This window comes from Lentzea pudingi, assembly GCF_014646255.1.
Classification (GTDB): domain Bacteria; phylum Actinomycetota; class Actinomycetes; order Mycobacteriales; family Pseudonocardiaceae; genus Lentzea; species Lentzea pudingi.
In genome coordinates this window covers 184963-208499 of sequence record NZ_BMNC01000010.1, presented here as the reverse complement: position 1 = coordinate 208499, position 23537 = coordinate 184963, and the positions used below count along the sequence as shown (strand labels likewise).

At 69.4% G+C, this 23537-nt stretch carries 27 protein-coding genes; 11 read left to right on the top strand and 16 right to left on the bottom strand.

Features of this window, described 5'->3' with window-relative positions; all coding sequences use genetic code 11:
- Positions 1 to 137 precede the first annotated feature (137 nt).
- Genes IEY88_RS30215 through IEY88_RS30195 form a run of 5 tightly spaced genes read left to right on the top strand, consistent with a single transcriptional unit; the run spans position 138 to position 3504 of the window.
- Complete coding sequence (locus IEY88_RS30215) at positions 138 to 473, top strand: hypothetical protein (protein ID WP_229693905.1); 336 nt, start codon at positions 138 to 140, stop codon at positions 471 to 473.
- Positions 470 to 1303 carry an aminoglycoside phosphotransferase family protein gene (locus IEY88_RS30210; protein ID WP_189158274.1) on the top strand — a complete coding sequence of 278 codons (834 nt, stop codon included), beginning with the start codon at positions 470 to 472 and terminating at the stop codon, positions 1301 to 1303. Before IEY88_RS30215 ends, IEY88_RS30210 begins: the two co-directional genes overlap by 4 nt.
- A gap of 14 nt (positions 1304 to 1317) precedes the next feature.
- Entirely contained in the window at positions 1318 to 2571 is a 1254-nt protein-coding gene (locus tag IEY88_RS30205) for a magnesium transporter MgtE N-terminal domain-containing protein (RefSeq protein ID WP_189158273.1), read from the top strand.
- Positions 2564 to 3049, top strand: coding sequence for a DUF1003 domain-containing protein (locus IEY88_RS30200; protein ID WP_189158272.1), 486 nt, complete (start codon positions 2564 to 2566; stop codon positions 3047 to 3049). The genes IEY88_RS30205 and IEY88_RS30200 overlap by 8 nt, the downstream gene beginning before the upstream one ends.
- The gene (locus tag IEY88_RS30195; protein ID WP_189158271.1) at positions 3046 to 3504 is read left to right on the top strand and encodes a hypothetical protein; all 459 of its coding nucleotides are present in this window, start codon (positions 3046 to 3048) and stop codon (positions 3502 to 3504) included. Before IEY88_RS30200 ends, IEY88_RS30195 begins: the two co-directional genes overlap by 4 nt.
- On the opposite strand, the gene IEY88_RS30190 is transcribed toward IEY88_RS30195, so the two are convergent.
- Together IEY88_RS30190 and IEY88_RS30185 are read right to left on the bottom strand one after the other, a co-directional pair.
- Positions 3494 to 3892 (bottom strand): NUDIX hydrolase, encoded by a 399-nt coding sequence (locus IEY88_RS30190; protein WP_189158270.1) that lies wholly within the window; start codon positions 3890 to 3892, stop codon positions 3494 to 3496. The two genes, IEY88_RS30195 and IEY88_RS30190, sit on opposite strands and share 11 nt — an antisense overlap.
- A 4-nt stretch (positions 3893 to 3896) precedes the next feature.
- Positions 3897 to 4364 carry a MarR family winged helix-turn-helix transcriptional regulator gene (locus IEY88_RS30185; RefSeq protein WP_189158269.1) on the bottom strand — a complete coding sequence of 156 codons (468 nt, stop codon included), beginning with the start codon at positions 4362 to 4364 and terminating at the stop codon, positions 3897 to 3899.
- Positions 4365 to 4467: 103 nt separating this feature from the next.
- Here IEY88_RS30185 and IEY88_RS30180 point away from each other — a divergent pair, with 103 nt between their 5' ends.
- Positions 4468 to 5613, top strand: coding sequence for an Mrp/NBP35 family ATP-binding protein (locus IEY88_RS30180; RefSeq protein WP_189158268.1), 1146 nt, complete (start codon positions 4468 to 4470; stop codon positions 5611 to 5613).
- Between the two features lie 86 nt (positions 5614 to 5699).
- Here IEY88_RS30180 and tatB read toward each other — a convergent pair whose 3' ends face one another.
- From tatB to sigE, 4 genes are all read right to left on the bottom strand, one after another.
- On the bottom strand, positions 5700 to 6077 hold the full coding sequence (gene tatB, locus IEY88_RS30175; protein ID WP_189158267.1) for a Sec-independent protein translocase protein TatB: 378 nt from the start codon (positions 6075 to 6077) through the stop codon (positions 5700 to 5702).
- A gap of 17 nt (positions 6078 to 6094) precedes the next feature.
- The gene (locus IEY88_RS30170; RefSeq protein WP_189158266.1) at positions 6095 to 7615 is read right to left on the bottom strand and encodes a S1C family serine protease; all 1521 of its coding nucleotides are present in this window, start codon (positions 7613 to 7615) and stop codon (positions 6095 to 6097) included.
- A gap of 65 nt (positions 7616 to 7680) precedes the next feature.
- Positions 7681 to 8214, bottom strand: coding sequence for an anti-sigma factor (locus IEY88_RS30165; protein ID WP_229693902.1), 534 nt, complete (start codon positions 8212 to 8214; stop codon positions 7681 to 7683).
- Positions 8211 to 8792 carry an RNA polymerase sigma factor SigE gene (gene sigE / locus IEY88_RS30160; protein ID WP_082374044.1) on the bottom strand — a complete coding sequence of 194 codons (582 nt, stop codon included), beginning with the start codon at positions 8790 to 8792 and terminating at the stop codon, positions 8211 to 8213. The genes IEY88_RS30165 and sigE overlap by 4 nt, the downstream gene beginning before the upstream one ends.
- 219 nt (positions 8793 to 9011) lie before the next feature.
- Between sigE and IEY88_RS30155 the strand changes: the two genes are divergently transcribed.
- Entirely contained in the window at positions 9012 to 9644 is a 633-nt protein-coding gene (locus IEY88_RS30155; protein WP_189158265.1) for an O-methyltransferase, read from the top strand.
- Positions 9645 to 10006: 362 nt separating this feature from the next.
- Here IEY88_RS30155 and glgC read toward each other — a convergent pair whose 3' ends face one another.
- Positions 10007 to 11221 carry a glucose-1-phosphate adenylyltransferase gene (gene glgC, locus IEY88_RS30150; RefSeq protein ID WP_089949641.1) on the bottom strand — a complete coding sequence of 405 codons (1215 nt, stop codon included), beginning with the start codon at positions 11219 to 11221 and terminating at the stop codon, positions 10007 to 10009.
- An 88-nt stretch (positions 11222 to 11309) separates the two neighbouring features.
- On the opposite strand from glgC, the gene glgA reads away from it, so the two are divergent.
- Complete coding sequence (gene glgA / locus IEY88_RS30145) at positions 11310 to 12461, top strand: glycogen synthase (RefSeq protein WP_189158264.1); 1152 nt, start codon at positions 11310 to 11312, stop codon at positions 12459 to 12461.
- A gap of 1332 nt (positions 12462 to 13793) precedes the next feature.
- On the opposite strand, the gene IEY88_RS30140 is transcribed toward glgA, so the two are convergent.
- Positions 13794 to 15038, bottom strand: coding sequence for an MFS transporter (locus IEY88_RS30140; RefSeq protein WP_229693901.1), 1245 nt, complete (start codon positions 15036 to 15038; stop codon positions 13794 to 13796).
- A gap of 85 nt (positions 15039 to 15123) precedes the next feature.
- Between IEY88_RS30140 and IEY88_RS30135 the strand changes: the two genes are divergently transcribed.
- Complete coding sequence (locus tag IEY88_RS30135) at positions 15124 to 16032, top strand: LysR family transcriptional regulator (RefSeq protein WP_229693920.1); 909 nt, start codon at positions 15124 to 15126, stop codon at positions 16030 to 16032.
- Here the strand turns inward: IEY88_RS30135 and IEY88_RS30130 are convergent.
- The 3 genes from IEY88_RS30130 to IEY88_RS30120 all read right to left on the bottom strand — a co-directional run bounded on the left by IEY88_RS30130 (position 15974) and on the right by IEY88_RS30120 (position 19393).
- A complete protein-coding gene (locus tag IEY88_RS30130) occupies positions 15974 to 17572 on the bottom strand; it encodes an amidohydrolase family protein (RefSeq protein WP_189158262.1) in 1599 nt (532 codons plus the stop codon). The two genes, IEY88_RS30135 and IEY88_RS30130, sit on opposite strands and share 59 nt — an antisense overlap.
- 81 nt (positions 17573 to 17653) lie before the next feature.
- Entirely contained in the window at positions 17654 to 19120 is a 1467-nt protein-coding gene (locus IEY88_RS30125; RefSeq protein ID WP_189158261.1) for a leucyl aminopeptidase family protein, read from the bottom strand.
- A gap of 105 nt (positions 19121 to 19225) precedes the next feature.
- Positions 19226 to 19393, bottom strand: coding sequence for a DUF3117 domain-containing protein (locus tag IEY88_RS30120; protein ID WP_065914675.1), 168 nt, complete (start codon positions 19391 to 19393; stop codon positions 19226 to 19228).
- A 220-nt stretch (positions 19394 to 19613) separates the two neighbouring features.
- Between IEY88_RS30120 and IEY88_RS30115 the strand changes: the two genes are divergently transcribed.
- Both IEY88_RS30115 and IEY88_RS30110 read left to right on the top strand, forming a co-directional pair.
- Positions 19614 to 20411: a PaaX family transcriptional regulator gene (locus tag IEY88_RS30115; RefSeq protein ID WP_189158260.1), complete on the top strand. Its 798-nt coding sequence runs from the start codon at positions 19614 to 19616 to the stop codon at positions 20409 to 20411.
- Between the two features lie 10 nt (positions 20412 to 20421).
- Entirely contained in the window at positions 20422 to 21207 is a 786-nt protein-coding gene (locus IEY88_RS30110; protein WP_189158259.1) for an enoyl-CoA hydratase-related protein, read from the top strand.
- On the opposite strand, the gene IEY88_RS44510 is transcribed toward IEY88_RS30110, so the two are convergent.
- From IEY88_RS44510 to IEY88_RS30090, 5 genes are read right to left on the bottom strand one after another with little or no spacing between them, the layout of a single operon-like run.
- Positions 21194 to 21742, bottom strand: coding sequence for a DNA-3-methyladenine glycosylase I (locus IEY88_RS44510; protein ID WP_229693900.1), 549 nt, complete (start codon positions 21740 to 21742; stop codon positions 21194 to 21196). The genes IEY88_RS30110 and IEY88_RS44510 overlap by 14 nt on opposite strands.
- The gene (locus tag IEY88_RS44505) at positions 21739 to 22140 is read right to left on the bottom strand and encodes an SRPBCC family protein (protein ID WP_373294209.1); all 402 of its coding nucleotides are present in this window, start codon (positions 22138 to 22140) and stop codon (positions 21739 to 21741) included. Before IEY88_RS44505 ends, IEY88_RS44510 begins: the two co-directional genes overlap by 4 nt.
- Entirely contained in the window at positions 22124 to 22432 is a 309-nt protein-coding gene (locus IEY88_RS30100; RefSeq protein ID WP_189158257.1) for a DivIVA domain-containing protein, read from the bottom strand. The genes IEY88_RS44505 and IEY88_RS30100 overlap by 17 nt, the downstream gene beginning before the upstream one ends.
- Positions 22429 to 23106: a permease prefix domain 1-containing protein gene (locus tag IEY88_RS30095; RefSeq protein WP_189158256.1), complete on the bottom strand. Its 678-nt coding sequence runs from the start codon at positions 23104 to 23106 to the stop codon at positions 22429 to 22431. Before IEY88_RS30095 ends, IEY88_RS30100 begins: the two co-directional genes overlap by 4 nt.
- Positions 23091 to 23429: a PadR family transcriptional regulator gene (locus IEY88_RS30090; protein WP_189158255.1), complete on the bottom strand. Its 339-nt coding sequence runs from the start codon at positions 23427 to 23429 to the stop codon at positions 23091 to 23093. The genes IEY88_RS30095 and IEY88_RS30090 overlap by 16 nt, the downstream gene beginning before the upstream one ends.
- Between the last annotated feature and the right edge of the window lie 108 nt (positions 23430 to 23537).

The window sequence follows — 23537 nt, the reverse complement described above, 5'->3', positions numbered from 1 at the left end:
GGTCGTCCGGTCAACCGCTCACGGCGGATTCGGCGAAGCCCAATCCGCCGTGAGCGATTCGGCCGGACGACCGACTTCCCGGCGAACTCGCCGCCGTCTGCGGAGCAGCGGCAATTCAACACTGGCAGTCTTGACCGGTGGAGATCACGCGAATCCTCGACTCGGCGCTGCGCAAGGCCGCGGCCGTCTGGATCACCTCGCCCGGCCACGAGCCCCGCCTCGTGCACGCCCACTGGCGTGCCGACTCCCTGTGGGTCATCTCCGGCGGCACCGAACCGGACGTGCCCCTGAGCGACGGCGCCCAGGTCACCGTCACCGTCCGCTCCCCCAGCACGCACTCGCACCTCGTCGACGCGCAGGCCGTCGCGCACCTGACCGAGCCCGACGACGAGACCGCGCAGGCCCTGAGGACCGCCCGGCTCAACACCAAGCCGCGGTGGGAAGCCGTGTACCGCCTGGAGTTCACCTCATGATCACCGTGCCCGAGGGTTTCGGCGAGGGACTCGGCGACGGCGCTGACGAGTGGGTCGCGAAGCTGCCGAAGCTCGCCACCAAGGCGTGCGCGCGCTGGCGGCTCACCCCGGACGGCGCGCTGATGAACGGGTTCTGCGCGGTCGTGCTGCCGGTGCGCCAGGCCGACGGGCACCCGGCCGTGCTCAAGCTGACCTGGGTCGACACCGAGACCGAACAGGAACCGCTCGCGCTGAGGCTCTACGACGGCAACGGTGCCGTGCGACTGCTCGACCACGACGGCGAGCTCGGCGCGTTGCTGCTGGAACGCCTCGACCAGCACTCGCTCGACGACGAACCGGTGGACCTCGCGATCGGTGTGATCGGCGGCCTGCTGCGCCGCCACCGCGGAATCCAGGCGCCCGAGGAGATCCGCCGGTTCTCCGGTGTGCTCGAAGACCACCCGGCGATCCCCCGCACGCTGCTCGACGCGGCCCGCGAGGCCGGGACCAGGCCGATGGGCACGACGCTCGTCAACGAGGACCTGCACTACGAGAACGTCCTGCGCGGCGACCGAGAACCGTGGTTGGTGATCGACCCGAAGCCGCTGTCCGGCGATCCCGAGTACTGCGTGATCCCGTTGCTGTGGAACAGGTTCGACGAACTGGACGGCGACAAGGGGCTCAGCGACAGGTTCCTGGCGATCTGCGACGCGGGTGAGCTGGATGCCGGCAAGGCACGGGACTGGACGCTGCACCGGGCCGTCGCCAACTGGATCTGGTGCCTCGAAGAGGACATGGAGGACCAAGCGGTGATCTGCGCCGACATCGCGCGGTGGGCGGCCCGCGCCTGATCTAGCCTGGTGCTGTGGTGGCTGTGAACCGGGTATTCATCGCACAACTGGCCGGACTTCCCGTCTTCGGCCCCGATGGCGAACCCATAGGCAAAGCTCGTGACGTCGTGATCAGCCTCCGCATCGACCGGCAACCGCCGCGCGTGCTCGGCATGGTCGTCGAAATGGTGACGCGCCGGCGGATCTTCGTGCCGATGCTGCGGGTCACCTCGGTCGAGCCGAACGCCGTGACGCTCGCGACCGGGTCGGTCAACCTGCGGCCGTTCCACCAGCGCGTCAACGAGGTGACGGTGATCGGCGAGCTGCTCGACGCCAGGATCCAGCTGGAGGACGGCGGCACGGCCGTGGTCGTGGACGCCGCGATGGAGCTGACCCGCACCCGCGACTGGCGCATGGTCCGCGTCGCGGGCCGGGAGCGCACCGGCCGATTCAGCCTCAAGGGCCCCGTGCAGGTGTGGCCGTGGGAGGACGTCAGCGGCCTGAGCGTGAACGAGCTCGCGGGCCAGCCGCAGGGCGCGCAGCAACTGGTCGCGGTGTTCGAGGGCATGCGCGCGGCGGACGTGGCGCACGCGCTGCACGAGCTGCCGCCCAAGCGCCGCCACGAGGTCGCGGACGCACTGGACGACGAACGCCTCGCGGACGTCATCGAGGAACTGTCCGAAGAGGACCAGAAGGACGTCCTGTCGCACCTGGACGAGGAACGCGCCGCGGACATCCTGGAGGCGATGAACCCCGACGACGCGGCGGACCTGCTGAGCGAGCTGTCCGAGGGCACCAAGGACCGGCTGCTGGAACTGATGGAACCCGAGGAGTCCGCCCCGGTCCGGCGCCTGCTGGAGTACTCGTTCGACACCGCCGGCGGCCTGATGACGCCGGAGCCGATCATCCTCACGCCGGACGCGACGATCGCGGAAGCGTTGGCACGAGTGCGAAATCCCGACCTGACACCCGCGCTGGCGTCGATGGTCTTCGTGTGCCGCTCCCCCTCCGCGACGCCGACGGGCCGCTACCTCGGCTGCGTGCACATCCAGCGCCTGCTGCGTGAACCGCCGTTCGACCTGGTCGCCGGCGTCCTCGACACGAACATGGCGTACCTGTCGCCCAACGCCTCGCTGAGCGACGTGACGCGCTACTTCGCCACCTACAACCTGGTGTGCGCCCCGGTGCTCGACGAGACCGAGCACCTGCTCGGCGCCGTCACCGTGGACGACGTGCTGGACCACCTGCTGCCGGACAACTGGCGCGAGACGGGACTGAGCCATGCCTGAAGTGCTGCCCCGGCGCAGACTCGACCAGCCGCGCGAACCTCGCGGGTTCCGCTTCTCGGTCGACCCCGACACCTTCGGCCAGCTCTCCGAACGGCTCGCGCGGTTCCTCGGCACCGGCAAGTTCCTGTTCTGGCAGACGCTGCTCGTCGTCGCCTGGATCACGGTGAACCTCGTCGCGGTGTCGCTGCGGTGGGACCCGTACCCGTTCATCCTGCTGAACCTGGCGTTCTCGACGCAGGCCGCCTACGCCGCGCCGCTGATCCTGCTCGCGCAGAACCGGCAGGACGACCGGGACCGCGTGTCGCTGGAGGAGGACCGCAAGCGGGCGGCCCAGACCAAGGCGGACACCGAATACCTGGCGCGGGAGCTGGCGGCGGTGCGACTGGCGCTCGGTGAGGTGGCGACGCGCGACTTCATCCGGGGTGAGCTGGAGAAGCTGGTGAAGGAGCAGAACAACCTGAAGAAGGTACGGCCGTGACGGTCGAGGAGTTCCACGACGTCGTGGCTCTGTGGCACGTGAACGACGCCACGAGCGCCGACATCGTCCTCGCGGCCTGCGAGCTGGTGGTCGCAGGCGTCGACGGTCCCGCGGTCAGCGTGCTGGCCGGAGCCTCGCTGAAACACGCGTGCGAAGAGGTGCCGCCGCTGATGGAGGACGCGCTGCAGGAGCTCGGGCTCGACCACCACGAGCACAGCAGCGACGGTGGCAGGCAAGAAGGACTGCGGCTGATGGCCCAGCGCACACTTGCCGGGGCGATGACACCGCGGGAGTTCGCCCACTGGGTGCATCTGCGGTTCAGCCACGACCTGCCGGCAGCGGAGAAACTGGCGGAGTTGGACGACACCTACGACGTTCTGGAGTACCACGCGGACCTGACCGCGGCCGACGTGGACGAGCAGGTGCTGGCGGAGGTGCGCCGACTCACGGTCTGACGCGGCCGCTCACGACCAGGTCGTCCAGGACCTCGTGGATCGCGGGAGCGGTCTCGGCGTGCTCGCGGTACTCGTCACGGGTCACATACGTCAACTCGGCGATCTCGCCCGTGGGCCGCGGCTCGCCCAAGAGCTGCGCCGTGAAGCAGGTCATGTCGACCATCGCGCCCTCACCCTCGCCGTACGCGAGCGAGATGTAGCGCTTCAGTTCCTCAGGGCCGGAAATCTCGACGCCGAGCTCCTCGCGGACCTCGCGGCGCACGGCTTCTTCGAGGGATTCGCCGGGCTCGATCTTGCCGCCCGGGAGGTAGAAGGCCTTCTTGTTGCGTGAGCGCACAACGAGGAGGCGGCCGGCCTCGACGTGCACGAGTCCCACCACCGTGATCATGCGATCACGGGAACACGTCGTCCGCGGCGAGCCGGTCGCACGTGCGGCCGAAGGCCTCGAGCTCACCGGGGCCGAAGCTCTCCCCGAAGTGCTCGGCGACGCCGGCGAGGTGGGTGGTGGAGGCACTGCGGAGACGTTCGGCACCCAGCGGTGTGAGCACGGCCACGATGCCGCGTCCGTCACCGTCGGCGCGTTCACGCCCGACGAGGCCTGCGCGTTCCAAACGGTCCACGAGGCGGGTCACGCCAGATCGGGACAGCAGGACGGCATCGGCCAGTTCGGTCATGCGCATGCGCATGGAAGGCGCCTCGGCCAGTTGAACCAGCACGTCGTACGCCGCGAGCGATAGGCGCTGCTCAGCAATCAGTTCGGCCTCGAGGACCCTCGTGATCCGTGCATGCGCGCGGAGGAACGATCGCCACACCCCTAGCTCGACACGGGTGGGCAACCGGGAACTACCCGATTCCGGCACGGGCGTCGATGTTACGGACAGCGCCCTCCCGGCTACGACCTGGGCCTGTCGTGGAAAGTGACCGGCCGGTAGGACAGGCACGAACCGGACGTAGCATGGATCGGTGACCACCACACAGCCCCTCCCCACCACCGAGGACGTCCGCAAGGCGCTCGCCGGTGTGCAGGACCCCGAGATCCGCCGCCCGATCACCGAGATCGGCATGGTCAAGGACGTCGAGGTCGGCGCGGACGGTGGCGTCGTGGTCGGCATCTTCCTCACCGTCGCGGGCTGCCCGATGCGGGACAAGATCACGAAGGACGTCACCGCGGCCGTCCAGGCCCTGGACGGCGTCTCGTCCGTGCGCGTCGACCTCGACGTCATGAGCGACGCCCAGCGCACCGAGCTCCGCAAGACGCTGCGCGGCGGCACCGAGGAGCCGGTCATCCCGTTCGCCCAGCCGGGTTCGCTGACGCGCGTGTACTGCGTCGCGTCCGGCAAGGGCGGCGTCGGCAAGTCCTCGGTCACCGTCAACCTCGCCGTGGCGATGGCGGCCCGCGGGCTCTCCGTCGGCATCGTCGACGCGGACATCTACGGCCACTCGATCCCCCGCATGCTCGGCGCCGACGGCAAACCCACCCAGGTCGAGAAGATGATCATGCCGCCGCAGTCGCACGGCGTGAAGGTCATCTCGATCGGCATGTTCACGCCGGGCAACACCCCGGTCGTGTGGCGCGGGCCGATGCTGCACCGCGCGTTGCAGCAGTTCCTCGCGGACGTGTTCTGGGGCGACCTGGACGTGCTGCTGATCGACCTGCCGCCCGGCACCGGCGACATCGCGATCTCCGTCGCGCAACTCGTGCCGAACGCCGAGATCCTGGTCGTCACCACGCCGCAGCAGGCCGCCGCCGAGGTGGCCGAGCGGGCCGGGTCGATCGCCCTGCAGACCCGTCAGCGCGTGGCGGGCGTCATCGAGAACATGTCGTGGCTGGAGATGCCCGACGGCTCGCGCATGGAGATCTTCGGCACCGGTGGCGGCGCGGCCGTCGCCGAGTCGCTGACGAAGGCCATCGGGTCCGACGTGCCGCTGCTCGGGCAGGTGCCGCTGGACCCGCGCCTGCGGGAGAACGGCGACTCGGGCACGCCGATCGTGCAGGCCGTGCCGGACGCGGCCGCCGCGAAGGTGCTCACCGAGGTGGCGACGAAGCTGTCCGTGCGTTCGCGGGGCCTCGCGGGCCGTCTGCTGAACGTGTCGCCCGCCGGTCGCTAGACCCCACAACGCACGCGGGGCCCTTTCGCACTCCTGGTGAGTGCGGAAGGGCCCCGTTCGCGTTGTCAGAGGCTGTTGTCAGAGGTTCAGGTCGCGTCCGGGTCGTACGGCGGACGCTCGCCCGGTGAGAGCGGACGCTGTTCGGCCGCGGGCGGGGTCGACGGGGTCGGGTAGCCGTTCGACTTGGTCGTCGGCTCCTGGTCGTCGAAGAAGTGCTTGGTCACCGCGCGCTTGGGGTCGAAGTTGCGGAGTTCCCGCAGGTCCTCGAGGGGCTTGCGGAGCGACTCGAACTCCGGCCCCATCTCCTGCTTGAGCTGTTCGCGTGCGCCGGTCGCGTACTCGCGGACCTGCCTCACCGTCTTGCCCAGCCAGGCCGCGGCCGATGGCAGGCGTTCGGGCCCCAGGATGAAGAGACCCGCGACGACGATGATGAGGATCTCTACCCATCCGATGCTGTCGAACACAGGTCTCAGCCTACTTCTCAGTCGCTCTTCAATGTCACGTCGAGTTTGAGCTCACGGCCCTGGCGCGCCAGCGTCACCTGCACCGTTTGGCCGATCTCGTGCTCCCTGACCGCAACGACCAGTTCGGCGGCGTTGCGGACCATGCGGTTGCCGACCCTGGTGATGACGTCACCCTCCTGGATGCCGGCGGCGGCCGCGGCACCTCCGGCGGGGACGTTCTGCACCTGGGCGCCTTCGGAGGTCTCGGCCGACACGGACTTCACGTTGATGTTCATGTCCGCGTGCTTGACCTGGCCGCTGCGGATCAGCTCCTGGCTGATCTTGCGGGCCTGGTTGCCGGAGATCGCGAAGCCGAGGCCGACCGAACCGCCGGTCTCGGTGCGGATCGACGAGTTGATGCCGATCAGGGCGCCGCGCGAGTCGACCAGCGCGCCGCCCGAGTTGCCCGGGTTGATGGCGGCGTCGGTCTGGATCGCGTCGTAGGTGACCTGGGGGCCGCCGTTCTCGCCCGCCGCCGTGACCGGGCGGTGCAGCGCGGAGACGATGCCCTCGGTGACGGTGTTGGAGAGCTGCAGCGGCGAGCCGATGGCGATCACGCTGTCGCCCACCTGCAGGTCGTCGGAGTTGCCGAACTGCAGGACCGTCGGGTTCGTGACCTCGACCTTGATGACGGCGAGGTCGGTCTTCGGGTCGCGGCCGACGACGCGGGCCGCGGCGCGGGTGCCGTCGGTGAAGACGGCGCTGAGCTTGGCCGAGGAGTCCTGCGCGGCCGGGGCGACGACGTGGTCGTTGGTCAGGATGTAACCGCCGGCCTCGATGACGACACCGGAGCCGACGCCCGCGACGTTCGCGCCCTTGAACTCGATGGACACGACGCTGGGCGTCACGCGCTTGGCGATGTCCGAGATCGAGCCGGCCGGGCGTTCCTTGCCCTCGACGACCTCGGCGAGCGTGACGGTCGAGTCGGTCAGCGGGTTTCCCGCCCTGCCGATCAGCCAGCCGACCAGGCCACCGACGGCACCCAGGACCAGCGCGACCGTGAGCAGCAGCGCGAGGGCCGCCGGCTTCACGCGACGGCCGAAGATCAGTTCGGGAACGCTCAGCTGCGGACCGGGCTCGGGCTTGCCCTCGGGCTCACGGGGAGCGTCCTCACCGACGGCGGGCGGGCCGATCACGGCACCGGAGGCCGGGTCGCGCCACGGGTCGCCGGCGGGCTTGTCGCCCCAGAACACGGGGTCGATGTCCGGATCCGGGTCCGACACGGGCACCGGAGGCCGCTGCAACAGCTCCTGCGAGCCCTGGCGGCCGAACGCCGTCACGAGGGACTCGGGAGGCGGGGGCGCGGACTGGAGCTGGGACACGGGCACGTCGCGCGAGGCGAACGCGCCGGGAACACCGTCGGGGCGGCCGAAGGCGGTGGCGTACGCGGGGTCGACCGGCGGCTGCACCAGGGGCCGTGGCCGGAGCCTGCGATGCGCTCCGTCGTCCACTCCGGAAACGGGTGTGGACGTCTGGCCGTTGGGCGACTGCTGGCTCATCTCTCCCCGAGTTTTCCGCTAGGAGTGCTGAGCGACAGCCTGCCTCAACAACGGTGAAATGGCTGTCAGGGGGTGGTCGCGAAGACCGCGCCGGCGTTCTGCGGCACCGGAACCTGCACGGGCTGCTGCTCGCCGTCGGACGTGGTGAACGCGAGCGCGCTCAGCAACATGCCGCTCACGACGACACCGGCACCCTGGCGGGCACGGCGGCCGCTGAACCAGCCGTTGCTGCCCAGGGGTCTCGAGGAACCCAGCACGGGCCCCGCGCCGAACGCGGGCTTGTCCGTGCGCTGGACGGCCACGAACTGACCGTCCTCGGTGATCGCGAGCCCGTCCGGAGCGGAGGGCAGTTCGACCTCGTGAGGAATCGCGCCGAGCCTGTCGAGCAGCGAAGCCGACGCCGTGGGCGCCGAAGCAGTGCGCACGGCCGCGCGCGCCTGCTGCTGCGTGTAGGTCTCGAACGCGCAGAAGCCACAGCGCTGAACGTGCGCGGATGCCCGCTCGTGGGCGGTCGAGGACAGTTCTCCGTCCACGAACGCGACCACGGCATCCGGCAAGAGGTGCTGCTCAGGCAGGCCCCAACCTCGGAGGTCGGTCATGCAGAGTCCTCCAGCAACGATTCTTGACGACGACGTTCGAGCGCGACCTTCAGAGCCTGGCGGCCCCGATGGATCCTGCTCCTCACGGTACCCATCTTCACCCCGAGCGTGGCGCCGATCTCCTCGTAGGAGAGTCCTTCCACGTCACAGAGCACGACCGCGGCACGGAACTCCGGCGGGAGCTCGTCCAGCGCGGCCTGCAGATCGGGATCCAGGTGGTTCTCGTCGTAGATCTCCTCGGGAGACAGGTCGTCACCCTCGAGGCGGTCGTTGTCCTCGGGCAGCGCCTCCATGCGGACACGGCTGCGACGGCGAGCCATGTCGAGGAAGAGGTTGGTGGTGATGCGGTGCAGCCACCCCTCGAAGGTGCCCGGCTTGTACGACGCCAACGACCGGAACACGCGGATGAACGTCTCCTGCGTGAGGTCCTCGGCATCGTGCTGGTTACCGGTCAGGCGGTACGCGAGCCGGTAGACCCTGTCCGCGTGCTCACGGACGATCGCGTCCCACGAGGGCGGCGTCCAGTCGGCCGTCTCGATGGGCGCGACGGCCTCCGGCGAACTCGACTGCGTGCGCATCAGGTGTTTCGGCACCTCCAGGTAGGCCGCCCGGCGACCCTTGTGCGGCTCAACGGACGACGGGTCCGGCTTGTTCCCGACTAGAGCCTGGCTTCTTGCCTCTGTACCTTCTCCCGCGCGCTTTAAACGATCGTGAGAGTGGGCTGAGAGCACCCTGAGAATTTCGGTTCGGGCCACGTTCACCCGTTTTGGGCACTGGACGCACTAACCTGCTACCCCGTGACCACGGAATCGGCCCTGCGGGAGTACGTCGAGCAGTACCTCCCCGAGGACGACGTGCACCTGGCAGCAAGAGCACGCGGCCAGGAACTGGGCTGCGTGCCCATCGGCGCGGGCGGAGGCGCCGCCCTGCGGTTCCTCGCAACCGCACTCCAGGCCCGCGCGGTGGTGGAAGTAGGCACCGGCGCAGGCACCAGCGGCCTCTACCTCCTGGCGGGCATGCCCAAGTCAGGCATCCTGACCTCGATAGACGTGGCCTCGGAACACCAACGAGCAGCCCGCGAGGCCTACACCGCAGCAGGCATCTCCCCGTCCCGAACCCGCCTGATCATGGGCAAGGCCCTGGACGTGCTCCCACGCCTGACCGACGCGGCGTACGACCTCGTCTTCGTGGACGCCTACAAGCCCGAGTACCCGCAATACCTCGAACACGGCGTGCGCATGCTGCGCCCAGGCGGAGTGATCGCGTTCGACAACGTCCTGTGGCACGGCTCGGTGGTCGACCCCAGCAAGCGGGACGACTCGACCCAGGCGATGCGGGACATCGCCCGCCTGGTGAAGGAGGACGACCGCTTGGTGCCGGTGATCCTCCCGCTGGGCGACGGCCTGCTGGTAGCGGCCCGCAGGCCCTGACAGCGCGAAGCCGAAGGCGAGCGGTCCTTCGTCTTTCGCATAGGCACTGGGCGGTGGGGTCCCATCACGAGTCGCGCCATAGCACTTGCTGCATGCCTGGAGGGGTGTCAAGCGGACACGCTTTTCGTCCGCTTGACACCCCTCTAGGCATGTGGCCCGCTCTTGGCTCGGCTCGTGATGGGACCCCACCGCCGATGCCACCCTCTAAGCAACCGGCAGCCGCTCTGAGCAACAGGCGTGCCATCTACCTACGGGCAGCGCGGGCCCCCTGATCAGATTGCCGGGGGTCTGGGGGCAGAGCCCCCAGGGGAAGCACGCAAGGTGAGGTCGCCGCCCGCAACAACACCCCGACAAAGCCGCGATCAGTAAGCCCGAACGCCCTTCCCCAACACAGTGACCCCAGAAGCGGAAACCGTGTACCGCTCCCGATCCATAGGAGCATCCACACCAATCAACGCCCCATCAGGCACAACAACGTTCTTGTCCAAAATAGCCCGCCGAACCACAGCACCCTTGCCAATCCGAACCCCGGGCAACAACACCGACCCCTGCACAACAGACCCAACCTCAACGGTGACGTCAGACGAGATCACCGACCCGTGGATCTTCCCGGAGATGATCGACCCAGGCCCCACCATCGAGTCCTCAGCAGACCCACCAGCGATGAACTTCGCCGGAGGCAACGGAGGCGTAGCAGTCCGAATAGGCCACAACTGGTTGTACAGGTTGAAGATCGGATGGACCGAAACCAGATCCATGTGAGCGTCGTAGTAGGCGTCGATCGTCCCGACGTCCCGCCAGTACCCACGATCCCGATCGGTAGCCCCAGGAACCTCGTTGTCCTGGAAGTCGTAAACGTGCGCCTTCCCCCGGTCCACCAGCATGGGGATGATGTCGCCACCCATGTCATGGTCCGAGTCGGGATTCAACGCATCCCCACGCAAAGCGTCCAACAACGCCTCAGTGGTGAACACGTAGTTGCCCATCGACGCGAACGTCACATCAGGATCGTCAGGCACGTGCGGCGGCTCGGACGGCTTCTCCAGGAACCGGGTGATCTTCCCGGAGGCATCCGAGTCGATGCACCCGAACGCCTTCGCCTCGTTCCGCGGCACCCGGATCCCGGCCACGGTCACGGCCGCCCCGGACTCGACGTGCTGCGAGATCATCTGGCCCGGGTCCATCCGGTACACGTGGTCGGCTCCGAAGATGACCACGTGGTCGGGCTTCTCGTCGTGGACCAGGTTCAACGACTGGAAGATCGCGTCGGCCGAGCCCGTGTACCAGCGCGGGCCCAGGCGTTGCTGGGCCGGGACCGGGGTCACGTACTGACCGAGCACATTGGACAGGCGCCACGTCGTCGAGATGTGGCGGTCCAGAGAGTGCGACTTGTACTGCGTCAGCACGCAGAGCTTCGCGAGCCCCGCGTTGACCAGGTTCGACAGCACGAAGTCGACCAGCCGGTAGTTGCCCCCGAAGGGCACAGCCGGTTTCGCGCGGTCGGCCGTCAGTGGCCACAGGCGCTTGCCTTCACCACCGGCAAGCACAATTCCGAGAACGTGCGGCTGCCCCTTCACAGCATGTGACCCTATCCGTGCGATCGTTTTCGAACCAGACGCAAACCGGTTCGTCCCAACACCTACGTCCGTGATCTACGGTGGGTGCGTGCGAGTTGCGCTGCTGACCCGGGAGTATCCGCCAGAGGTCTACGGCGGGGCTGGTGTGCACGTGGGTTTCCTCGTGCCCCACCTCCGCGAGCTCGTGGACGTCGACGTGCACTGCTTCGGTGCGCCGAGATCCGACGCGACGGCTCACAACCCGCCGCACAGCCTGGAGCAGGCGAACGCGGCCCTCACGACCCTCGCGGTCGACCTCGAGATGGCCGCGGCGGTGTCCGGCGCGAGCCTCGTCCACTCGCACACCTGGTACGCCAACATGGGCGGTCACCTGGGCAAACTCCTGCACGGGATCCCCCACGTGGTGACGGCGCACTCGCTGGAACCGCGCCGGCCGTGGAAGGCCGAGCAGCTCGGCGGCGGGTACCGGATCTCGTCGTGGGCCGAGCGCACGGCGTACGAACACGCCGACGCGGTCATCGCCGTGAGCGACGGGATGCGGGCCGACGTGCTCGACGCCTACCCCGCGCTCGACCCCTCCAAGGTCCACGTCGTGCGCAACGGGATCGACAGCAACGCGTACCGGCCCGTCACCGAGACGGACGCCCTGACGTCCCGTGGGATCGATCCCACGAAGCCGATCGTGGCCTTCGTGGGAAGGATCACCCGCCAGAAGGGTTTGAGCCACCTCGTCGCCGCCGCGCACCAGATCGACTCGGAAGCGCAGATCGTCCTGTGCGCCGGGGCACCGGACACGCCGGAGATCGCCGAGGAGATCCGGCAGGCGGTCAGCGAACTGTCCGAGAGACGGCCCGGCGTGTTCTGGATCCAGAAGATGCTGCAGCCCGCCGAGGTCCGGCAGATCCTGAGCCACGCGACGGTGTTCGTGTGCCCGTCGGTCTACGAGCCGCTGGGCATCGTGAACCTGGAGGCGATGGCGTGCGGCACCGCGGTCGTCGCGAGTGACGTCGGCGGCATCCCCGAAGTCGTCGTGCACGGCGAGACAGGCCTTCTCGTCCACTACGACGAGCATGACTTGTCGACATATCGACTCCAGCTCGCCGAATCGATCAACGAACTGGTCACAGACCCCGATCGGGCCCAGCGCTTCGGAGCAGCCGGACGCACGCGGGCTGAGCAGGACTTCTCGTGGTCGACGATGGCCGCGCAGACGGTCGAGGTCTATCGCAGTGTGATCTGAGACACACTCGACCAGGGCAACCCGGACGAGTGAGCACCGCCTTTAACCAGTAGTGACGTTGTGACTTCAACTGGTTAGGGGCGCGAGGACTGTGCGTTGTGCGGTGCTGGGTCTGACGGTCCTCCTCGCGGTGACCGGTTGTGCGACCTCAGCCCCCGCCACCCAGCCGGGGGCACTGCAGCCGACGATCGAGGGCAAGAAGCTCGCGGACGCTTCTGAGCTGCAGTCCCAGGCGGAGGCCCAGCTCGCCTACACGCTCGAGTACGGCTACGTGGCACGGGCGGGCGCCGCCGCGGTCAGCTGCTGGTTCTCGAAGACAGGCCTCGAGTCGGAGGTCGACGAGCGGCTGTGGTGCGGGCCGGTCCAGGTCCCCGGCACCGGTGCCGGCACCGACTGGGTGCCCGTGCCGATCAAGGAAGTCACCAAGTCGGATGACGAGGTCCGTTACGAGGTGCAGTCGCCGCAGGTGCCGGAGAAGGGCAACCGCAGCACGCCGGGCGGGATGCTCGTGCGCACCGACGGCAAGGAGTTCGACCCGTCCAAGCAGCACGACATGACGGCCGGACGCGACTTCCTCGCCGTGCTGCCCGACGACGGCAAGCGCTCGAACCACGACCTGGGCCTCGGCAACACCGAGTTCAAGCTCCGGGACGACCTGCTCGGCACGACGGTCACCGGCTGGGCGAACCCGGACATCTGGTTCACCTCCGAGGGCACGCTGCGCGCCGAGACCGGCTCACGGCTGCGCGTGGTCCGCATGAAGGTCGAGAAGCTCAACGAGACGGACAGCGGTTTCCACCGCACCAACTGGCAGGGGTTCGCCCCGCAGCCGTCCGAGCTCGCGCTGGAGGTGCCCGGCAAGCGCCAGGTCCTTCCGGCCGACCGGCTGCCGGCCAACGGCTCGGTCTTCGTCGTCTACACCGTGCCGGACCCGCAGGAGGGCCCCGAGCACCTCGCGCTCGGCACGCTCGGCGCCAAGTCGCTGGACCAGCGCGTCGAGATCCCGTCCGGCAAGCGCTCCGACTCCCCGCCGGCCGTGCTGCAGCGCGCCGCGACCCCCGCCCAGTTCAAGGAGCAGACGCAGAAGATCCGCTTCGGCGACCGCGAGCTCGGCATGAAGATCACCGGCGTGCGGCTCGGCCGGCAGCGGCCGATCAAGCTCGGCGAGAGCCAGTACGACGTGGCCACGATCTCCGCGACGGACAAGGCGTTGCTGGAGGTGCGGGTCGAGGCGACCGGCGACCTGCCCGACACCGCGGGCGGACTGCTGACCAAGGACCTGATCACCGTGACGCTGCCGGACGGCTCGACCGCCCGGCAGGTCGGTGCCCGCTACGACGGCGGCCCGCTGCCCTTCGCGGTCGTCGTCGAGGTGCCGGCGGACACCCGGTCGGTCTCGGTCGGCATGGGCGAGGGAGTGCTGGACCTGCCGCGCCTCGGCAGGACGAGCATCTCCCCCGTCGACTCGCGCGCCACCCTCGCCCTGGAGTTCTGAGCGAGCATCGCGGCCAGGGCCAGCCACCCCAGGAGCACCAGGACGAGCCCGCCCCAGCCCCACTCCTCGTACGCGGTGGCACCGGACGTCCCGCCGATGCTGCTGCCGACGTAGAACCCGGCGAGGTAGAGCCCGGAGGCCTGGCCGCGGGCGTGTGCGGGAGCCCGCGCGGCGACCCAGCCGCTCGCCGTGGTGTGCGAGGCGAAGAACCCGGCGGTGACGATCGCGAGGCCGAGCGGCACCCACAGCAGGCTCGCCAGCGCACCGACTGCCAGCACGCCGATGCACAGCAGCAGCACGCGACCGCGCCCGTACCGGTCGGCGAGCCTGCCCGCGAACGCCGCCGCGGTGCTGCCGAACCCGTAGAAGAGGAACACCAGCGTCTCCAGCCAGGCGGGACCGGAGAGCTGGAAGCCGGCGACGTTGTAGAACGAGATGAACGTTCCCACGAGCAGCACGGCGACCACGTACATCGACAACAGGACGGGGTCGCGCAGGGCGGCCTTCATGCCGCTGGGCGCTCGTTTCGGCCGGGACTGCGCCCTGGGCAGGAAGAACACCACGACCAGGGCCGCGACCAGCCCGAACACGCCGGCCAGCAGCACGGAGCCGCGCCACCCGAGCCAGTCCGAGGTCATGCCGGTGACGAGCCGCCCGGACATGCCACCGAGGCTGTTCCCGGCGATCATCGCGCCCATGGCGGCGCCGAGCTTGCCCTTGTCCAACTCGTCCGCGAGGTAGGCCATGGACGCCGCGGGCACCCCGGCCGCCGCGACGCCCTGCAGCACCCGCAGGACCAGGAACACCTCGTAGTTCGGCGCGAACGGCAGCAGGAGCCCGAGCAACGCCGCCACCAGCACGCTGACCACGATCACCGGGCGCCGCCCGACCCGTTCGGACAGCATCGCGATCGGCACGACGACCACCGCCAGCGCGAACGTGGCGGCGGACAGCGCGAGCGACGCGCTGCCGGGCCCCAGCCCGTACGCGGCGGCGATCTGCGGCATGACCGCCTGCGGGGTGTAGAGCAGCGCGAAGCACGCGAACCCCGAAGCGGCGATGGACGCGGTCAACCTGGTCACGCATCTGACGCTAAGCCATACGTCCAATACGGAAATGCGCCAGAATCGATCCGTGGACGAATCGGACCTGGCACCGAAGCTGGCGATGCTGAAAGCGCTTGCCGCCGACGAGCACGTGACTCGTGTCGCAGAACGCCTCGGACTCCCCCAGCCCACGGTCAGCCGGTGGATCGCCGAGCTCGGCGAGCAGCTCGGCGCGCCGATCACCGCGAAGAACGGCAGGCGGGTCCGCCTCACGCGGGCGGGCCGGTTGCTGGCCGAGGCCGCGACCCGGTCGCTGGCCGCGCTGGAACCGGGGCTGCGCGAGGTCGAGGAGGAGCTCGACCCGGAGAAGGGCCGCGTCGTGCTGGGCTTCCTGCACATGCTCGGCCGCGCGATCGTGCCCGAGCTGGTCCGCGGCTACCGCGCCGAACACCCGCACGTGCGGTTCGGCCTGGTCCAGAACGCCCGCCACGCCGTGGTCGCCAAGCTCGTCAGCGGTGAGATCGACCTCGCGCTGGTCGCGCCGCCACCGGAAGGGCCCGAGTTCGAGTCGGTGGTCGTGTTCGAACAGCCCCTGATCGTCGTAGTGCCGGCGGGCCACCGGCTGGAGTCGAGGAAGGCCGTGCGGGTCGAGGACCTGGCCGACGAGGACCTGATCACCCTGGAGCCCGGCTACGGCCTGCGTCAGATCACCGACGACATGTGCGCCGCGGCCGGGATCACCCCGCGCTACGTGTTCGAGTGCCAGGAGATCGAGACCGTGCGCGGCCTGGTCGCGCACGGGCTCGGCGTGGCACTGCTCACCCACGCCGAGTTCGCGCCGCCTCCCGGCTTGCGGGAGCTGTCACTGACGCCGCGGACCGGCCGGATCTTCGGGCTGACGTGGCTGCGGGACAACCCGCTGCCGCCCGCCGTCCGCGCGTTCCGCGACCACGCCCTGAGGACTCACGGCGTCACCGCGACCAGGTCTGGGTCCCCTTCCACGTCCGAAGGTACGACTCGGCACCGCTGAGCATGTCCTGGACGAGCTGGTCACCGCCGAGCTGACGGACCTTCTCCACCCAGTCCGGCAGGAGACCGATGTGCGCGCCGCCGTCGACGTTGATGTCCCACACGCGCTCGCCGGTGCGCTGCCGGTCGACCAGCGGCCCGTCCGGGTAGCTGCGGAACGGGTAGGTCACGCCGGTCTGCGGTGCCGGGTGCGAGCCGACGCCGTTGTAGTCGGAGCCGAACCCGATGCCCACGTCGTACTTGCGCCGCAACGGTTCCGCGGCGGCGGCCTGCGCGACGTAACCGCCGGGGTCGTTCTCGTAGCCCGCGATGAACCCGCCGAGCTGGTAGACCTTCTCGGTCCACTGGGCGTCCATCCAGCTGTGGCTGGACACGATGCCCGGGTACTTCGCGGCAGCGGCCAGCTCCAGCGTCCGGCCCGCGGCCTTCACGCTCATGTGGTCGATCTCGATCATCATGTGCCGGCGCATCATGCCCTGCACCGCGTACTCGCCGAGCGCCGTCAGGCCGCGCACGTTGCAGCGCTTCGCCGGGTCGTACGCGGGCGCGATGACACCCGCGGGGATCAGCGCGTTCGGGCCGACGGTGCCGATCGGGTTGTCCTGCTGAGGACCCTTGCAGACCTCGGTCTGCCACCACTGGCCGGTGCGCAGGAACTGGCCCGCGTTGATCACGCCGCCCTGCGTGCCCGAGTCGAACCGGACGCCGCACAGCGCGTTGTCGAACTTGTGGCACAGGAACGCGCTGCGCACGCCGAGCGCGTACATCTCGTCGAGGCCGCGGTCGATGGCGTCCCTGTTGCACAACGGGATGTCGAGGAACGTACGGCAGCCGAAGATCTCGGAGGTCTCGATGCCGAGCACCACGGCGAGCTTGCCCTGCGTGATCACGTCCCGCGCCTGCTCGGCGGACGTGACGATGCGGAACCAGCCCTTGCCCGCGCCGCCGAACTGCTTGTCGACGAACGCCTGCAGCTCGTAGGTGCGCTGGGCCTGCAACCGGACCGACTGCATCTCGTCGCAGGGCTTGTCCTTGAACGGGTGGATGACGCACAACGTGGCGTTGCTCGTCAGGTCCTGGACGAGCACCCGCTGGCCGCCGCGCCACGCCCGTTCCAGCCAGGCGTAGTAGTTCTGCTGGTGCGAGACCGTCGTGGAGGACGGCCAGTCCTTGAACGTCGGCCAGCCCACCGGGTCGTGGCCGTCGAGGTCGCCCGTCACGATCGCCTCGAAGATCGCGCCGAGGCCCGCCGGGTGGTGTTCGGGGCAGTCCTTCAGCGCGTCCGCGATGCCCTGCTCCGAGAACGGCTTGCCGCAGATCAGCTTGCCGCCGAAGCCCTCGTTGGTCGTGAGGTGGTTGTGCGCGTCGACGAACCCGCGCACCCTGCCCTGCCCGTCGACGCCCTTGAACGGCTCTCCGGTCACGTTGATCTGCGAGTCCGGGGCGGGCCTCGCCACCGGTTCCCACCACGGCGTCGCGGCCGTGGCGGGGGACAACGACGCTAGGACCAGCGAGACGGCGAGAGCCAGGCGGAGTAACACGGGTGGACTCCTCTACGGCGTTGTGAAGGAGCTCACATCATGCCGTGGAACTTCGCCGTCTCGTATGGCCATAAGTAGGTTCTAACGCGAATATTTTTCAGCCAGCTCGACCAGCGTCCGCGCGCCGAAGCCAGTCGCACCCGCGACGACCTCGTCGTAGATCTTCTCCGACCGCGCCGGGCCCGCGATGTCGAGGTGCGCCCACGGCACGTCGCCCGCGAACTTCTGCAGGAACAGGGCCGCCGTGATGCCGCCGGGGCCGGGAGGGCACTGCTTGTAGTCCGCGATCTCGCTGGCGACGGCGGAGACGTGCTCCTCCAGCAACGGCATCCGCCACCACTGCTCGCCGACGTTCGCACCGGCGGCGACGACGTTGGCCGCGATCTCGTCGGACGCGCTGAACACCGCGCCCGTGCGCAGCCCGAGCGAGACCTTCATCGCGCCGGTCAGCGTCGCCACGTCGACGACCAGGTCGGGCTTCAGGTTCTGCACCGCGTACGCCATCGCGTCGGCCAGGACCATGCGGCCCTCGGCGTCGGTGTTCTGCACCTCGGTGGTCGCGCCGCCGTAGTGGCGCACGACGTCACCCGGCCGGTACGCCGAGCCGCTCACGTGGTTCTCCGCGCACGGCACGAGTCCGGTGACCCTGACCGGCAGCCGCCGGCGAGCCACGGCCAGCAGTGCGGAGATCACCGCGGCGCCGCCCGCCATATCGGTGCGCATGAGGTGCATGCCGTCGGCGGGCTTCACCGAGATGCCGCCCGTGTCGAACGTGATGCCCTTGCCGACGAACACCAGGTGCGGGCCTGTGGTGCCGTAGGTCAGCTCCACCAACCGTGGCGGGCGGGCCGAACCGCCGCCGACCGCCAGCACGCCGCCGAAGCCCTGCTGTGCCAGCCACTTCTCGTCGCGCACGGTGGCGGAGAGCCCGTCGACCCGGTCCGCCAGCCTGGCGGCGGTCGTCGCGAGCCAGCGCGGGTCCTTGACGTTGGACGGGGTGTTCGCGAGGTCACGCGTCAGCGACGTCGCCGTGGCGAGCACGTGGGCCTTGAGCGCGGCCGACGTGAGCACCTCTTCGAACCCGTCGTCAGCGGTGATCAGCCGCAACGAGCCGACCCGCTTCGGGCCGTCCTCGCCGGTGACCTTGAAGCGGTAGCCGCCGAGCGCCGCGCCCAGCACGAACGCGCGCACCTTGTCGGCGTCGAAGTCCGGGGTCAGCAGGACGTCGGCGGTCTTCGGCGCGTCGTCGCCGCTCAACGCGCGCACGAGCGACGCACCGGCCGTGCGGTAGTCGGCGGGCGTGCCGGTGCCGACACCGAGCGTCCAGGTCTCGTCGTGCCGCACCGCCTCGCCGGCCTTGCCGGTCAGGTCGGAGACGTCGATGCCGTCGCCGCCCGGTCCCAGCGCCGGTCCCGTGGCCGCGAGCACGACCGCCGGAACGCCACGGCGCGCGGTGGTGGCCACCTCGACGTCCACGAGCTTGGTGGGCACTGACGGAACCGTCGACGCCACGGTTGGACCTCCCCTATTGCATTGACGACCGTTCATTCTCACCCAGGCCCTCCGCGAGGCTCACCTGGGGCGAGAACGAAGCGATGCCCCGGTCTCCACTGTGGAAACCGGGGCTCGAACACTGCTTCCTCGCCGGGTGCCTCAGCCGGCGGCGGCCTTCAGCGCGTCGCCCAAGGCGCTGGCCTCGTCCGCCGACATCTCGACGACAAGGCGCCCACCACCCTCGAGCGGCACGCGCATCACGATGCCGCGTCCCTCCTTGGTGACCTCGAGGGGACCGTCGCCGGTCCGGGGCTTCATGGCCGCCATCGCGTGCTCCCTCCGTCAACATCTTCCCCGTCCGGCCAGGCCGGATCTGCTCCATTCTCCCCTATCGCGACTCAGGGGCGAAACCGAACCGATCTTTTGGCGAGTTCGGGTGACAGTTGTCGATCTTGACTTGTGCCTGATCAATACCCGTTTTCACGGCAACGCAACACTTTCGGCGGGCAGGACACGGCGCCGGGCGCGGCGTGACAGACTGGGCAGGGTGCGAGCCCGTTCCGCGCTCTTCGACGTCTACGGCGGCCACCTCCGCGAACGCGGTGGCGCCGCCACCATCGCCGCGCTCGTCCGGTTGCTGGAGCCCCTGGGTTTCGCCGCGCCGGCCGTGCGCACGGCGGTGTCCCGTACGGTCCGGCAGGGCTGGTTGCAGCCGTCACGGCTGCCTGACGGGCCCGGATACGCGATGACACCGCGCGGGGAACGGCGGCTCGACGAGGCCGCTGCCCGCATCTACCGCACCGGGCCGTCCACGTGGGACGGTCGCTGGCACGTGGTGGTGCTGGAGGAGATGCCGGGCCGCGACTCGCGCGACCACCTGGCCTCCGAACTCCAACTGCTCGGCTACGGCGCGCTCGGCCCTGTGACGTGGATCGCTCCCCGGCCCTCGCCCGAGCTGACCGACGTGCTCGCCGCCGAGGAAGTCGCCGCACGAACTTTTCACGGTTCACACGACGGTGAGGACGCCGAGCTCGCGGCGAAGGCGTGGGACCTGGCCGAACTGGGCCGGGACTACGCCGCGTTCGTCGCGCACTGGCACGAGACGGTGTCCGTTGTGGACGAAACGGACGACGCGGCCGCGTTCGCCGCGTCACAGCAGCTGCTGCACGCGTGGCGGAAGTTCCTGTTCCGCGATCCCGGTCTTCCTGCTGAACTGTTGCCACCGGGCTGGCCGGGGCACGCGGCAGCGTCGTTCTTCGACGAACAGACACTGCGGCTGGCACCGGGCACGAGTCGTTTCGTCGACGAGTGCCTGCGGCCGGTGCGCAACGTTTCCACTGCTTGATGGAGGTCCAGTGTCCGAGCTCCTCGTCGAAGACGCCGATGGTGTGCGCACGCTCACGTTCAACCGCCCCGAGTCGTTCAACGCCTTCACCGTCACGCTGAAGGAGGCGTTCCTCGCCGCGCTCCAGCAGGCGGCGGCGGACGAGTCGGTGCGCGCGGTGGTGATCACGGGTGCGGGCCGGGCGTTCTGCGCGGGCCAGGACCTCAAGGAGCACATCGGGTTGCTGCAGGCCGGTGATCCCGCGCCGCTGCACACGGTCGAGAAGCACTACAACCCGATCGTGCGAGAGCTGATCGGCATGCCGAAGCCGGTGATCGCCGCGGTCAACGGCAGCGCGGCGGGTGCTGGCGCGTCCTTCGCCTACGCCGCCGACCTGCGCATCGCGGGCCAGTCGGCCAAGTTCCTGATGGCCTTCGCGAACGTCGGCCTGACCGCGGACTCCGGCGCGTCGTACACGCTGCCGCGGCTGATCGGCCACGGCCGCGCGATGGAGATGATGCTGCTCGCGCAGCCCGTCGGCGCCGAGGAGGCGCTGCGGGTGGGCATGGTCAACCAGGTCGTGCCGGACGCCGAACTGCAGGCCACCGCGCACCTGCTGGCCGCGAAGCTCGCCGCCGGGCCGACGACGGCCTACGCGAAGATCAAGGAAGCGCTGGCCGCGGCAGCGGACGGGACGCTGGAGGACGCGCTCGAGGCCGAGCGCCGCACCCAGGCCGACTGCGGCGCGACCGAGGACCACCGCGAAGCCGTGGACGCGTTCGTGAACAAGCGGGCGCCGAAGTTCAGCGGGCGCTAGTAGCCCGGAAGCACGTCGAGATGTGGTCGTCGACCATGCCGGTCGCCTGCATCAGCGCGTAGCAGGTGGTGGGGCCGAGGAACTTGAAGCCGCGCTTCTTCAGTTCCTTGGCCATCGCCTTGGACTCGGGGGTGATCGCCGGCACGTCCGCGAACGTCGCCGGGCGCACGTGATCAGCCGGTGCGAACGACCACAGCAGCGCGTCCAGGTCGACGTCCTCCGAGACGATCAGCCGCGCGTTGTGGATCGCGGCGTCGATCTTCAGCCGGTTCCGGACGATGCCCGCGTCGGCCATCAGCCGTTCCACGTCGGCCGGTCCGAACTCCGCGACCAGCTTCGGGTCGAAGTCGCCGAACGCGGCCCGGAACGCCGGCCGCTTGCGCAGGATCGTGATCCACGACAGCCCGGACTGGAACGCCTCCAGCGACATCCGCTCGTAGAGCTCGGGCGTGCCGTGCAGCTCCACGCCCCACTCGGTGTCGTGGTAGTCGGCGTAGTCCGGCGTCGAGTCGCCCCACGGACAGCGAACGATCACCGGTACCCCTCGGCGAAGCGGGCGAAGCGTTGCAGCGAGCGGCGCAGCATCAAGACGAAGAGCGGTTTCACCACCGGGTAGAAGAACGGCACGTCGAGGCTTTCGCTCCACACGAACCGGCTGCCGCGCACGGCGAACACCCCGGTGCCCTTCACGACCTTGCCGAGGTGGAGCACCTCGACGGCGTGTGGCGGGTCCCAGCGCGTGATCCGCATCCGGTCGGAGACGCCGAACGTGACGGCGTCGATCTCGCTGCCGACCGACTTGCCGTCGCCCTCGACGACCTTCACGGTGGTGCCGAAGATCCATTCCGACTGGCGCTCCCAGTCGCTCATGGCCCGGAAGATCGTGTCGGGCGGTGCAGCGACCTCGACGGTCAGCTCAAGATCCGTGTTCACTGGTCTCCAGTCGCTCCAGTTCGGCGACGCGCGCCCGCAGCGTCTCGACCTCGGTCGCGAGCCGCTGCAAGGCCCAGTCGACCTCGGTCATCTTGTAGCCGCGGAAGACCTGCTGGAACTTCAGCTCGCGGACGTCGGCCGCGGTGATCTCGTCGGACGGCAGCCGCGTGGGCGAGGCACCGGGGGGCAGCGGCGCGAGCTCCTCGCCGCGCCCGAACACCAACGCCGCGAGCAGGAACACCACTGCCGCGACGGCGATCATCACGATCAGGTAGATCAGGGCGTTGGTCACGCGACGATCGTGGCACAGCTCAGGCAGCGGCGAGCGAGCAGACCGAACCGAATGATCACGATCCAGCTGATCAGGGTCGCGACGAGCATCGGCGCCGACTGCACCAGCCGGGCCGCGTCGAGGTGCGCGGTCGCCAGGATGATCGAGATGTTGCCGAGCAGAACCGTGCCCACGGCCACGACCGCGACGCCCGCACCGACCTTGGCGAGCAGCCTCGTGTCGTACTTGCGGGCGAGGATCCGGCCCAGGATCAACGCCACCAACGCCACACCGGACGCGATGCCGCTGGTCAGGTCGTTGGCCTGGGCGATGAACAGGTACCAGGCCGGCGGCATCGTGCCGAAGTCCTGCCACGGCCCGATGAGCAGCATCCGGCCGTACTCCCACGCCATGTGCATCAGCGGCAGCACGATCGCGAGCCAGACGAGCGTGCGCGTGCCGTACGCGACGGCCAGTTCGGCCTGGTACTCGTGCGCGATCTCGCGCACCGGCCCGAACTCCTCGACCGCGCGTTCCTGGGCCTCGGCCTCGGTCAGCCCGTCGTCGAGGTGCGCCTCGGTGGCGTCGGTGAGGCTGTCGCGGGTCTCCGTGAGGAGGTCGCGGACCTGCCTGCGCGAGCCCTGCAACCGTGACCCGAGATCCGTCACGTACCGCTCGATCACGTCTGCGCCCATGTGCCACCACCTCCCAGCACCCCGTCGATGACCGTCGTGAACTCGCGCCACGCGTTGCGTTCCGCGCTCAACGCCCGCTGTCCTGCCTGCGTGAGCTTGTAGGTGCGGCGCTTGCGACCACCGACCGTGCTCCAGTCGCTGGTGACGTGCCCCGCCCGCTCCAGCCTTCTCAACGCGGGGTAGACCGTGCCCGTCGGGAGGTCCAGCGCACCCCCGCTGCCCTGCTGCAACGCCTCGATGATCGCGTAGCCGTGCAACTGCCTGCCGTCGAGCGTCGCCAGCAGCAACGCGTCTAGGTGGCCGCGGATCGCGTCGGGCTTCATGGGTAGCGAGTCTACGGATCCAGGCCCTCGGCGTGACCCCTGAAATCTTCGGTCAGGGTCTGCCCTGAGATCCCCCTGAGATGCGCTTTCAGGCCTTAATAAGTAGGT